Annotated in this window: 9 protein-coding genes; 2 read left to right on the top strand and 7 right to left on the bottom strand. The window is 67.2% G+C overall.

Annotation, left to right across the window (positions count from 1 at the left end):
- Positions 1–277: 277 nt before the first annotated feature.
- The 7 genes from BLV01_RS14050 to BLV01_RS14020 form a co-directional block, all read right to left on the bottom strand.
- Positions 278–835, bottom strand: coding sequence for a DUF3228 family protein (locus tag BLV01_RS14050; RefSeq protein ID WP_091800633.1), 558 nt, complete (start codon positions 833–835; stop codon positions 278–280).
- Between the two features lie 144 nt (positions 836–979).
- Positions 980–1,369, bottom strand: coding sequence for a hypothetical protein (locus BLV01_RS14045; RefSeq protein WP_091800627.1), 390 nt, complete (start codon positions 1,367–1,369; stop codon positions 980–982).
- 164 nt (positions 1,370–1,533) lie between these two features.
- The gene (locus BLV01_RS14040; protein WP_091800619.1) at positions 1,534–3,972 is read right to left on the bottom strand and encodes a zeta toxin family protein; all 2,439 of its coding nucleotides are present in this window, start codon (positions 3,970–3,972) and stop codon (positions 1,534–1,536) included.
- Entirely contained in the window at positions 3,969–4,325 is a 357-nt protein-coding gene (locus BLV01_RS14035; RefSeq protein WP_091800616.1) for a hypothetical protein, read from the bottom strand. Before BLV01_RS14035 ends, BLV01_RS14040 begins: the two co-directional genes overlap by 4 nt.
- Before the next feature lie 907 nt (positions 4,326–5,232).
- The gene (locus BLV01_RS14030) at positions 5,233–5,670 is read right to left on the bottom strand and encodes a VOC family protein (protein WP_091800613.1); all 438 of its coding nucleotides are present in this window, start codon (positions 5,668–5,670) and stop codon (positions 5,233–5,235) included.
- Between the two features lie 104 nt (positions 5,671–5,774).
- Positions 5,775–6,350, bottom strand: a complete 576-nt coding sequence (locus BLV01_RS14025; RefSeq protein ID WP_091800610.1) for a hypothetical protein — start codon at positions 6,348–6,350, stop codon at positions 5,775–5,777.
- Positions 6,351–6,434: 84 nt separating this feature from the next.
- A complete protein-coding gene (locus BLV01_RS14020; RefSeq protein ID WP_091800607.1) occupies positions 6,435–9,887 on the bottom strand; it encodes a methylmalonyl-CoA mutase family protein in 3,453 nt (1,150 codons plus the stop codon).
- Positions 9,888–10,520: 633 nt separating this feature from the next.
- On the opposite strand from BLV01_RS14020, the gene BLV01_RS14015 reads away from it, so the two are divergent.
- On the top strand, positions 10,521–10,841 hold the full coding sequence (locus tag BLV01_RS14015; protein ID WP_091800604.1) for a YXWGXW repeat-containing protein: 321 nt from the start codon (positions 10,521–10,523) through the stop codon (positions 10,839–10,841).
- Between the two features lie 53 nt (positions 10,842–10,894).
- Positions 10,895–12,166 (top strand): 2OG-Fe(II) oxygenase, encoded by a 1,272-nt coding sequence (locus BLV01_RS14010; RefSeq protein ID WP_254782649.1) that lies wholly within the window; start codon positions 10,895–10,897, stop codon positions 12,164–12,166.
- Positions 12,167–12,363 lie beyond the last annotated feature (197 nt).

The following is a 12,363-nucleotide window of genomic DNA, read 5'->3' as shown; positions in this document are numbered from 1 at the left end:
CAGAGCGTGGATCGAACCGACAACGGTGTAATAGGCCTCACGTTTCAGCATAGGCGGCAGCTCGGTGCCCCGAGCGAAACGGGGCCGTCCGTTGTGGTTTCAGACGCAAAGTAAGGATAGACACGAGGCGCGGACGCCAACCAGGGAACACGGATCGTGCAGGTGCATGTTTGAACAATCGCTGCCGAACTAGATTGTGGCGGCAAAGCGTACTGTGCGGAAATCCCCACACCCGACTTCATTCGTTTTCGCATGGCGAACCACCCGCCGTAGAGAATCATTCGCGCCAGTTAGCGTGTGTGCTCCAAAACTCGACACTACGTATGTAAGCCTCGCGATCCAACGACACACCTGAGCCTCCCTCCCCCACGCCGAGCGCATTTCGCATCACTGTAATCGGCGCCATCGGAGTCTCCACCGGCTCAGCCGTATACATACACCCCACCACGCCCCAATCCTCCTCAGTCAACGTGCCCTCTTTAGCCAGTTGCTCGCGGCTATACAGAATCACGATCAAGTATTCCGCCACCGGCGGATCGACTCCTTCGAACCACCGCACCAACACCGGCAGTTCGTCCTTGGTCCGCGCTTCGTAGCCCGAGCGCAGCAGGTGGCGGTTCTCGTCGGTGATCGGCACGGTCAGGCACCGGGTGCTGGTCCAGTTCCGATGCACATGCAGCTTGCAGAACGGCGCATACCCGTCGAGCACCATCAGCGGCGGCACTTCGTTGAGGTGGCGCTCGAATTCTTCGGCGGTGATGTCCTGGATGGTGTTCCGGCGCGGTTCGCGCGGGAACAGACGCGGGCGGGCGAAGTCGGTGAGGATGATGGTCATGGGGGGATTATTCCGACGTCGCGGGCGTCGGGGAATGGGTACGGCGTATGGGGCGGCCGGGGGACAGCGGCGCCGATGGTCCCGCCCCGAAACGACAAAGCCCCGCCGGAGCGGGCCTTGTGGGGCCGCCGGCGGGGCCGGCGCTCAGGGCAAGGTGTCGGAGGAGATCCAGGTGTTGACGGCGGTGCAGCGGCCTTGGGCGTCGACGCGGAACAGGATGTAGTGGTAGGCGCCGATGGATTGCACGGTGGCGATCATGCCGGCGTCGGTGGTGTCGCAGATCAGGCGCCGGCCTTGGGCGTTGACGGCGTCGCATTGGGCGTAGCGCACGGTGTGGGTGGCGTCGGGCGAGTTGAGGCTGCAGCCGATGTACTGGACGGTGTCGGCGCTGCGGCGGGCGGACAGCATCGAGCCGTAGGCGACGTCGGGGGCGATGGTGACGGGGTAGTTGATGGCGCGGCCGGCGGTCGCGGGGGCGGCGATGGCGAGCAGAGCGCTACCGGCAGCGAGGCAGGCGAGTACATAGGGCTTCATCGTTCGGCTCCTTGAGTTCGATCGGGCGGTGCGGCGCGTTTGCCGCGTCGGGCGGCTTTCTGCGGCGTAGCGCGCGCGGATCGCCTCCTTGCCTCAACTCGTAAAGCCGTGACGGTCCGGCTCATCGCCTCGCGGACGCACGACGCCCCCCCTGCGAGCCAGCCTCAGACCGACATCTTCTGTCCGCCCTGCCCGGCGGCGCTTTGCGTGCGACTGTGTTCTTGCTGTTGATCGCGCTGCGCCGTCTCCGCCTGCGCGAGGCGGGTGGTTTCGATCTGCTGGTAGCGCTCTTCGACCGGCACCGACACCGCATCGGCGGTCTTCATGCTGGCGTGGTGCGCGGCCGGATCGGGAGACGGATGGCCGACGCGGTAAACATGCACCACCTCGCCCGCGGCCAGGCCCGGGGCGGGCTGGTTGAAGGCCAGGCGGATGTCGTCCTTGGGGCCGAATTTCATTTCCACCGCCATCGCCAGCGCGCTGGCGGTCATGCGCTCGCTCTGCACGTCCCAGGGCTTGCCCAGTTGCTGGTCGAACCGTTCGACGGCGCCGCGCACGGTGTCGTGCAGCGGGCGCTCGGGGTGGCCGGCGTCGGCTGGGGTGAGGCTGGGCGGCGTGGTCGTGGCGGTCTTGGTCGGTTCCGGGTCGGGGCGCACTTCCACTGGCGCGAGCGTGGTGATCTTCAGCGTTTGCTGCTGGCGTTCGAAGGTGGCGTCGAGTTCACGCCTGGTGTTGCCTTCGGCCTTGCTGTCCCAGACCATGCCGCGGCTGGTCCACTGGCCGTCGTTGCCGCGTTCGTAGGTGTCGCCATCGGAGGCGACGAGGCGGCCGGGATGGCGGGCGGCGTCCTTCACCGCCGGCGGCGCTTCGCCGTGGCGCGTCCAGCCGTATTGGTCGAACGCGGTCTGGTAGCTGGTGGCCAGCGCGGCGGGCGTCTTGGTCGCGTTGGCGGCGATGATGGCCTGCGATTGGGTTTCCAGTTCGGCGGCGCGCTGCGGGGTGGCGACGTCGGTGCGCGTGCTCATCACGCCTTTGTCGATGTAGCCCACGGCCACTTGCCGCGTCCATTGCTCGGTCTGCGGGTTGCGCTCCCACGGGCTCTCGCGCAGGCTGCGCGCGTCCTGGGCGCTGGCCGGAATCTCATAAGGGCTCTGCGGCCGCGGCGGCGCCGACAGCGCCAACTCGGTGGCGCGGTTGGAGGCCTGGTAGTTGAGCTTGTCCGCGAGTTCGGGATCGGCCTTGATCGCGCCGGGCTTGTAGACCGGCGCGCCTTCGCTGTAGCGCATGGCGTCGAGGTCGAGCTCGCGCCGCGTCCAACTTCGCTCGGGCTGCTTGGGGTCGAAGGTCCAGGTGTGGCCGTTGCCTTCCTGGTTGTTGATGCGGTGCTGGTCGATCCATTCGGCGACCTTGTCGCCCGCGACCGCGCCGACGACACCGCCGATCGCGCCGCCGACGAGCGCGCCCGGACCGGTTTCGGAGGTGACGGCGGCGCCGGCGAGGCTGCCCAAGGCGACGCCGCCGAGACCGCTGACATTGCGCGCGACCGCACCGACGATCCTGGATTCGGCGCCGAACTGGTTGCCTTGGCCGGACAAGCGGATGGCGTCGCGCGTGGTGTCTGCGATGTCGTAAGCAGTGGCGGCTGCGCCGAGGGCGCCGGCGGTGCTTACGCCGCGGATGAAGGCGGGGCGGACGTTGACGGCGTGGTTGATCTTTGCCGTTTCGATCGCGAGGCGGTCGACGCTTTCCACCACCTTGAGTTCGCTGCGCTCGTGGAGCAGCGCCTGCGCAGTGGCGGGCTGGACTTTGGCGTTACGGGATAGGTTGTCGGGCAGTTCTTGATGAACGACCTGCTGGGCTTTCGCGTCCTGATTGAGCGCGCGAACGACTTTAGGGTCCTGCAGACGCGCTTCGCGCGCTTGTTCCATCGCCGCTCCGGGCGTCAGCGGGCTGGTGCGGCTGTCGTAAAGCTCAGCGCCTGAGCGGCTGTAAATGCGGACAGGGACGCCGGTTTCGGTGCGGACGTGATCGAGGTTGTCGGGAAGCTTCTCGTAAACCTCCGCGCGGACATTCTCCGGGACATAACGGCCGTAGCCATCTTTGGCAAAGCCGCCCGTGAATCGCGAATCGACGCCCAACTCGCTTTCGAGCCTGTGCGCGGCCATCGCGCGAATCTCGACATCGTAGCCCTTGGCCTGCAGCTCTTTGATCAGTTCCGCCGCCGACTCCCTGTTCCCCAGGGTCGTGTCGATGACTATATTCTTGCGCCCGTCGATAGTCGCCGCGCGAAGCTCCTTGGACCAGCGGCTGGCATCGGAGTGAGTGTCGTCGGCCCATGTGTATGGCCGCTCATTTCGGAATGTCTTGACCCAGGGGTGGTACCCGCGCAGTTCGTCGGGATCCACCGTAACGACATCGCCCTTGAGCTCGGTTCGAGCCGCCCTCGCCAAGCTACCCTTTCCTGCCCCTGGCTGACCCGCAAGAAAAACCGCTTTCGGCCGGGCCTGAGTCGTCGCCTCGTTGAAGCCGCTTTCCGGGACGATTTCTTCCAGAAATATCAGGCGATGCGTTGTGCCGTCCAGCTCGCGGCCCGAGGCGTTCATTCGAAAGCCTCTTTGTTCCTCTCAAAATAGTTCCAAAGATCGTCCATCAGTTCGACGCGCATCCCCCCATTCTTGGAACGAGCCAGCGACATCGCACGCCGCTTTACGGCGGCCTTTTCGATAGCCGAGGCATCGCCGCTTGCTTCTGCATCCCTGAGTTCGTCCCCGGCGTCTTGGACGAACGCGTCCAATCTGCTCTCCAGCGCCCAGAGCGCATCATCAAAAGGCTGCAGCCTGAGCTTAGGCACGGCGAACTCGTCAAGAACCTCCTGCAGACGATCGACGTACCCAGGATAGTCACTCAGGAGCTCGCGCAGCTTGGGAGGAACCTGAGGCGGTGGAAGTTTCGACATAAAATTCTCACATTCAAAATGTTATTCCGTGCGATCCCGCAACATTGGCACGACACCCCGGGAGCACGCGATGCACCGCCAGTTCGGGCAAGGCGCTACTCCCGCACAAGGAACGACACAGCAACTCGAGTATTTCCACCCCAAACCTCAAGGTAGAACGCGCAGCCACAAGCTCGGCCTTGGTTCAAACAGCGCCTTGTTCTCATCGAACCACCTCCGAAGCGGTTCCACAGAACGCCCTCCCAGGCCTACGTTGCCGGAGCGGGCGGAAAACATGATCCTCACCTTCTCTTGCGCCCACGCGATTTCTACCGCATCGCCTCCAGCCTCGGCACGCCTCAATTCGCCAGCGGCCTGCTGGATGAACAAACTCAACTCATCCTCCAACGACCAAAGCGCCTCATCGAAAGGTTGCAGACGCGGTCTTCGCTCTGCGAATTCGTCCAAGATTTCTTGCAAGCGCTGGAGATGCTCCGGGCACCTCTCGAACAGCTCTACTAGCCTGGCAGGCATTAGGAGGCGGCACTTTCAACTTGAGATGCCCTCATCTTGTGCTGAAGACATTCGTTGAGCATTGCGTTTCATTTAGGGGCCCCAGGCCGCGACGTTGTTTTCATGGCCTCGACCATCCGGAACCAAGCACAACATGGCCGAGCCTACCCGGTGTTGCAAGTCTATTGAGGAGACAATTCGACCGCGGTCTTTGAGCGAGCCTGCCGCCCAACGAATGTGCGCAATACTCAGTTGCGCATTAACATGCAAGCGGCCGAAGCGGCTTAGCACAAGCGCACACGAAATACAGCCCGTAACAGCATCCAAGCAACCCGAAAGATCTCGCCGTAGCCGGGCCTCGACGATCAGCGGCTGAGTAAGCCTAAGCCCAATACCGTTCGCAGCGACGCCACGCTCAACCGAGCTCTTGCGCCAGCCCGATGAGTACCCCCTCTGGCCCACGGATGTAGCACAACCGATACACATCCTGATAATCCACCACCTCGCCGACAAGCTGCGCACCAAACGGCCGCAACCGCTCCAACGTATCGGCCAGATCGTCCACCGCAAACATCACCCGCAGATAGCCCAGCGCATTGACCGGTGCGTTGCGGTGATCCGCGACGACCTTCGGCTCGATGAAACGCGACAGTTCCAGGCGGCTGTGGCCATCGGGCGTGCGCATCATCGCGATCTCGACGCGCTGGTCGCCCAGGCCGGTGATGCGGCCGGCCCATTCGCCTTCGACGGCGCCGCGCCCTTCGAGTTCGAGGCCGAGTTCCCGAAAGAAGCCGACCGCCGCGTCGAGGTCTTCGACGACGATGCCTACGTTGTCCATCCGCTTGAGCGCCATGCGGCCTGCCTCCGATTGGGAAAGCCCAATCTACAAGGCGTCGCCGGCCGCAACAACGCGCGCGACGGCGCCGGTGGCGTGCGCCGGCCGGGAAGCGGGTCGCGTCAGCGCGGCGCGGCGGCGGCGTTTCGCCGCGGCGGCGCGTACACGGCAAGGTGGGCGATGAACATGATCGCGATCATCAGCACCGCGCTCTGCAGGAAGATGGCCGAGACGCCGTCCAGCGCGCCGGCGCGGACGCTGCCATAAGCGATCGCGCCCAGGACGTAAGGCATCGGCGCCACCGTGGTCAGGCCCATGTAGCCGGGCGCGGTCAGCACGGCGCCGAGCAGCGATACGCCGACGGCGCTGGCCCAGGATCGGCTGGGCCGGCGGAACAGTTTCGGCCGCAGCAACCACCAGGCCAAGACAATGAGGATGTAGCTGGCCGGCGGCCAGACGCGGTCCCAGGACCATTCCCAATAGCCCGAGCCGGCGATCCAGACCACCGGAATCAGAGTCAGCGCCAGCCAGCACAGCGCATAGCCGATCCGCGCGGCGAGGTTGAACGGATGCAGCCAGCGGCCGACGATCAGGCCGGCGATGGCGACCGGCCAGCCGCCGACGGTGGCGGCGAGGAGCGCGACGATCAGCAGAATCCAGCCGTAACGGTTCGGCGCCGCGTTGGTGCGTTCTTGCATCGGTTCTGCTCCCTGTCGCCGCCGGACGTCGACGGCCATGGCAAAGGCCCGCTTGCGCGGGCCTTTGTTCCTTCGATCGGTCGATTACATGTTGCGCCGGTATTCGCCGCCGACGTCGTACAGCGCGTGGCTGATCTGCCCGAGGCTGTGGGTCTTGACCGCCTCCATCAGGCTGGCGAACACGTTGCGGCGCTCGCGCGCGGCGGCTTGCAGGCCGCGCAGGCCTTCGTCGGCGTAGCCGTTGCGGCCGACCTGGTAGGCCTGCACGTTGTCGATCTGCTGGCCCTTCTCGCTTTCGGTCGAACGGATCAGTTCGATCTCGGTGACGATGTCGCCGCCGTGGTCCTTCGGCAGGAAGGTGTTGACGCCGACCAGCGGCAGCGAGCCATCGTGCTTCTTGTGCTCGTAGTACAGGCTCTCTTCCTGGATCTTGCCGCGCTGGTACATGGTGTCCATCGCGCCGAGCACGCCGCCGCGCTCGCTGATCGCTTCGAATTCCTTGTACACGGCCTCTTCGACGATGTCGGTGAGCTTGTCGACGATGAAGCTGCCCTGCCAGGGGTTCTCGTTGAAGTTCAGCCCCAACTCCTTGTTGATGATCATCTGGATCGCGACCGCGCGGCGGACGCTTTCCTCGGTCGGGGTGGTGATGGCTTCATCGTAGGCATTGGTGTGCAGGCTGTTGCAGTTGTCGAACAGCGCGTACAGCGCCTGCAAGGTGGTGCGGATGTCGTTGAACTGGATTTCCTGGGCGTGCAGCGAGCGGCCCGAGGTCTGGATGTGGTACTTCATCATCTGGCTGCGCGGGTCGGCGCCGTAGCGCTCGCGCATGGCGCGCGCCCAGATGCGGCGGGCGACGCGGCCGATGACGGTGTATTCCGGGTCCATGCCGTTGGAGAAGAAGAACGACAGGTTCGGGGCGAAGTCGTCGATCTTCATCCCGCGGGCGAGGTAGTACTCGACGATGGTGAAGCCGTTGGACAGGGTGAAGGCGAGCTGGCTGATCGGGTTCGCGCCGGCTTCGGCGATGTGGTAGCCGCTGATCGACACCGAGTAGAAGTTGCGCACGTTCTTGTCGACGAAGAACTGCTGGATGTCGCCCATCATGCGCAGGGCGAACTCGGTGCTGAAGATGCAGGTGTTCTGCGCCTGGTCCTCTTTGAGGATGTCGGCCTGGACGGTGCCGCGCACGGTGGCGAGGGTTTTGTCGCGGATGCGCTGGTAGGTTTCGGCGTCGACGATCTGGTCGCCGGTGACGCCGAGCAGGCCCAGGCCGAGGCCGTCGTTGGTCTCCGGCAGCAGGCCGCTGTATTCGGGGCGCTTGCGGCCTTCGAACAGGGCTTCGATCTTGTCGTGGGCGGCGTCCCAGCGCGACTGGTCTTCGCGCAGGTACTTCTCGATCTGCTGGTCGACGGCGGTGTTCATGAACATCGCCAGGATGATCGGCGCCGGGCCGTTGATGGTCATCGACACCGAAGTGCTCGGGGCGCACAGGTCGAAGCCGGAGTACAGCTTCTTCATGTCGTCCAAGGACGCGATGTTGACGCCGGAGTTGCCGATCTTGCCGAAGATGTCCGGGCGCACGGCCGGGTCTTCGCCGTACAGGGTCACGCTGTCGAACGCGGTGGACAGGCGCGCGGCCGGCTGGCCGACGGACAGGTAATGGAAGCGGCGGTTGGTGCGCTCCGGGGTGCCTTCGCCGGCGAACATGCGGATCGGGTCTTCGCCGGTGCGGCGGTACGGGTAGACGCCGCCGGTGTAGGGGTAATAGCCCGGCAGGTTTTCCTTCTGCAGGAAGGTCAGCAGCTCGCCCCAGCTCTTGTAGGTGGGCGCGGCGATCTTCGGGATCTGCTGGTGGCTCAGCGATTCGCGGTAGTTCTCGACCCGGATGACCTTGTCGCGGACCTTGTATTCGTTGACTTCGTCGGTGATCGACTTGAGGCGCGCGGGCCAGTCGCGCAGCAGCTTCAGCGCTTCGGAGGTCAGCGTCTGGACGGCGTCGTTGTAGCGTTGGCGCAGGGTCAGCAGGGTGCGGTCCGCCGACGGGGCTTCGGGCAGCAGCGCTTCGCCGTTGTAGAGGTCGAGCGCCTTGGGCAGCTGCGGGTCTTCCAGGTCGTGCAGCGACTGCCAATACGACTGCGCGCGGTCCGCCACCTCCGACTGGGTCTCGATCTGCCGGTTGATCGAGCGGCCCTGCTCGGCGATCTCGGCCAGGTAACGCACGCGCGCGCCGGGGATCAGCACGGTGGCGCGCGGCTCCTTGAGGTCGGTGTTGACGTCGGGCGTCCACTTCTCGGCCGGCAGCGACAGCTTGTCGCGCAGCAGGCGGCACAGGTTGGCGAACATCCAGCTGATGCCGGGGTCGTTGAACTGGCTGGCGATGGTCGGATAGACCGGGACGTCCTCGTCGCGGGTACTGAAGGCGACGCGGTTGCGCTTCCACTGCTTGCGCACGTCGCGCAGCGCGTCTTCGGCGCCGCGCTTGTCGAACTTGTTGAGCACCACCAGTTCGGCGTAGTCGAGCATGTCGATCTTTTCCAGCTGGCTCGGCGCGCCGAAGTCGCTGGTCATGACGTACATCGGGAAGTCGACCAGGTCGACGATCTCCGAGTCGCTCTGGCCGATGCCGGCGGTTTCCACGATCACCAGGTCGTAGCCGAGGCTGCGCAGGTAGCCGATGCAGTCCTTCAGCACCGTGTTGGTCGCCGCGTTCTGGCGGCGCGTGGCCATCGAGCGCATGTACACGCGGTGGCTGCGCAGCGAGTTCATGCGGATGCGGTCGCCGAGCAGGGCGCCGCCGGTGCGGCGGCGGGTCGGATCGACCGAGATCACCGCCATGCGCATGTCGGGGAAATTGGCGAGGAAGCGGTTGAGCAGTTCGTCGGTCACCGACGACTTGCCGGCGCCGCCGGTGCCGGTGATGCCGACCACCGGGGTCTTGCCGCCGGCCAGTTGCCACTGCTTGCGCAGGTGGGCGAGCTGGGTTTCGTCGAACGCGCCTTCTTCGATCGCGCTGAGGGTGCGGCCGATGCTGATCTCGTCGCCGATGCTGGACGCCTGCGGGCTCGATTCGGTCGGCAGGCGCGCGTCGCTGGCGCGGCGCACCACGTCCTCGATCATCGCCACCAGGCCCATGTGCATGCCGTCGTTGGGGTGGTAGATGCGCTCGACGCCGTAGGCCTGCAGTTCGCGGATCTCTTCCGGCGTGATCGTGCCGCCGCCGCCGCCGAACACGCGGATGTGGCCGGCGCCGCGTTCCTTGAGCATGTCGACCATGTACTTGAAGTACTCGACGTGGCCGCCCTGGTAGCTCGACAGGGCGATGCCGTCGGCGTCTTCCTGCAGCGCGGCGCGGACCACGTCCTCGACCGAGCGGTTGTGGCCGAGGTGGACGACTTCGGCGCCCTGCCCCTGGATCAGCCGGCGCATGATGTTGATCGCGGCGTCGTGGCCGTCGAACAGGCTGGCGGCGGTGACGAAGCGCAGCGGGGTCGCGTCGGGCTGGGCGGCGGGGAGATTCGCGGCGGTGGTGCTCATGGGCATCTCGATACGCTGGACGGTCTGCACGTATTGTAGCTCTGTGCGCGCGGCCCCGGTTTAACGCGTGCGTGCGGGGGCGTAGGGAGCGTCGGCGCTAGCGGAGTCGGGCGACCGGCGTCAATAGGACGGCGGCGGCGCGGCGGCCTGCGAAGTGCCGGGCGGGTCGCAAGTGGCGGCGGCGGGCGGAGTTGCGCGCAACGCCGGGCGGTTGCGGGAGGGGTTTCAGGCCCGACGCTTTCGTGCCGGGTCGCCGCGATCCGGCCGAACAGCGTCGGGCCTGAAGCCCCCCACAACCGCCGGCGCGTATACGGACAATCGCCCTGTAGGAGCGGCGCGAGCCGCGACCGCGACATTTCAACTACGACGCAGCCGCCCGACGCGAACGGCCGCACCGCGGTCGCGGCTTGCGCCGCTCCTACAGGGAGTTTGCCGGCATTGCCGTCAGCGTGTGCAGGCGCAGCACGTCGATCGAACCTCGCCCGTCTCCTCCACTGTCGTTCGTTTCCGGCAAGCCGGCCTTCAGCAATCCGGCGCATCCCTGAATGCGTTCGCATACGCCGTCAACAGCGCCGCGTGGGCGACGTTGCCAGCGCTAACCGGCGGGTGGCCGCCGATGCGAGGAGAACGATCATGGCGATGCGTGCTTGGACAGTGGCGGCAACGATGGGCGTGGCGATGCTGATGGGCGCGCACGCGCCCGCGGCGCAGGCCCGCGCGTATGTCGATGTGGACGTGCGCGTGGCTCCGCCGCCGCCGCGCTACGAGCGGGTGCGGGTGCGTCCGGGCTATGTGTGGATGCCGGGCTATTGGAGCTGGAACGGCCGCCGCCATGTGTGGATCGGCGGCAGCTATGTGGTCGCGCGGCCGGGTTACGCGTACACGGGGCCGCGCTGGGTCGCGAACGGGCCGGCGTGGCGCTTCCATGCCGGTCGCTGGGTGCGCCGCTACTGACGCGGTCGCGGCGGCGCTGGCCGCGCGCGCGGGGCTCGGCTAGGCTGCCGCCGATGACCGACGACCCCGAACTTGCCGACCTGCGCCGCGCCGCCGAAGGCGGTGCCGCGCCGGAGTTGTACCGATGGGCGGCCGCGCTGCTGGTTCGCGGCGCGGCCGAACCGGCGCGCGCGGCGTACGCGCGCGCTGCGGCGCAAGGGCTGGCCGAGGCGCGGATCGAGTTCGCGCGCATGGCCATGCACGGCATCGGCGGCGAGCTCGACCTGCCCGCCGCGCACGACGCGCTGGACGCCGCCGAACGCGCGGGCTCGGCGGCGGCGGGCTACTTCATCGCGCTGATGGCGGTGGGTCGCGGCGATTTCGCCGGCGCCGAGCACGACCGCCGCCTGCTCGCCGCGGTGCGCGCCGAGTATCCGCCGGCGCTGCGTGCGGCGGCCTTGCTGTTCGGCCGGCGCCACGGCGACGAGGCGGCGCAGCGCGCCTGCCTGCAATTGCTCGAACGCGCGGCCGCGCGCGGCGACGCGATCGCGGCGCGATTGCTGGCCGAGCGGCTGGCGCGCGGCGAGGGCTGCGCGCCGCAACCGCAGGCGGCGGCGGAGTTGATCGCGCAATTGCAGGCGCACGGCGTGGCGATCGCACTGCCGCCGATCGCGGTCGGCGCGCCAGCGCAGCGCGACGCCGCCTCGGCCGGTTTGATCTCGCTCGCCGATGCCGCGCAGCCGGTCGCGTCGACGCCGCTGTCGGCGCATCCGCGCGTGGCCCAGGCCGATGCGCTGTTGTCGGCCGACGAATGCCGGTTGCTGGTGGCGCAGGCGCAACCGACGCTGCGGCCGTCGCAGACCGTGGACGAACGCAGCGGCGTCGCCGTTCCCAATCCGCTGCGCGACAGCAGCGACGCCAGCCTGGACCCGGTCGGCGAAGACCTCGCGTTGCGCCTGGCGCAATGGCGAATGGCGCGCGCGGCCGGCCTCGACCTGGTCCACGGCGAGCACCTCACCGTGTTGCGCTACGCGCCGGGCCAGGCCTACCGCCCGCATCGGGATTACTTGTCGCCGCAGGCGCAGGCGCGCGACCGGCCGCACGCCGGCGACCGCCTGCGCACGGTCTGCGTCTATCTCAACGCGGTCGAGGCCGGCGGCGCTACCGAGTTCCCGCACGCCGCGCTGGCGGTGACGCCGCAGGCCGGGCGCGCGCTGGTGTTCGACAATCTCGACGGCGACTGCCAGCCCGACCCGGCGTCGCTGCACGCCGGCATGCCGGTGCTGGCCGGAGAAAAATGGCTGGCCACGCTGTGGCTGCGCGAGCGGCCGTATCGCGCGTTCTGACTGCCCCAGCGCGCGGCGGGGCGCGGCATTCGTTAGCGGTCCCGCGAGGCGCGCGCCGCGTCGTTGCGAAAACACCGGCCGCATCGCGTCGCCGCGCACCGTGCGGTCGCGACCTCGCGGCACTTGCGGATCGCCGCCGCCTGCCGCGCCGACGCGAACGCAGCCGGCGCCATCGCATTCAGCCTGCGCCGCTGCCG

It is taken from the genome of Lysobacter sp. yr284 (genome assembly GCF_900107375.1).
Taxonomy (GTDB): Bacteria; Pseudomonadota; Gammaproteobacteria; order Xanthomonadales; family Xanthomonadaceae; genus Lysobacter.
Note: the sequence above shows the minus strand (reverse complement) of the source record. Positions and strands in the feature narration are given on the sequence as shown.

Coding starts and splice junctions, on each gene's coding strand:
- BLV01_RS14010 (WP_254782649.1), top strand. CDS start 10,895: ATGACCGACGACCCCGAACTTGCCGACCTGCGCCGCGCCGCCGAAGGC.
- BLV01_RS14030 (WP_091800613.1), bottom strand. CDS start 5,670: ATGGCGCTCAAGCGGATGGACAACGTAGGCATCGTCGTCGAAGACCTC.
- BLV01_RS14015 (WP_091800604.1), top strand. CDS start 10,521: ATGGCGATGCGTGCTTGGACAGTGGCGGCAACGATGGGCGTGGCGATG.
- BLV01_RS14040 (WP_091800619.1), bottom strand. CDS start 3,972: ATGAACGCCTCGGGCCGCGAGCTGGACGGCACAACGCATCGCCTGATA.
- BLV01_RS14050 (WP_091800633.1), bottom strand. CDS start 835: ATGACCATCATCCTCACCGACTTCGCCCGCCCGCGTCTGTTCCCGCGC.
- BLV01_RS14045 (WP_091800627.1), bottom strand. CDS start 1,369: ATGAAGCCCTATGTACTCGCCTGCCTCGCTGCCGGTAGCGCTCTGCTC.
- BLV01_RS14035 (WP_091800616.1), bottom strand. CDS start 4,325: ATGTCGAAACTTCCACCGCCTCAGGTTCCTCCCAAGCTGCGCGAGCTC.
- BLV01_RS14025 (WP_091800610.1), bottom strand. CDS start 6,350: ATGCAAGAACGCACCAACGCGGCGCCGAACCGTTACGGCTGGATTCTG.
- BLV01_RS14020 (WP_091800607.1), bottom strand. CDS start 9,887: ATGAGCACCACCGCCGCGAATCTCCCCGCCGCCCAGCCCGACGCGACC.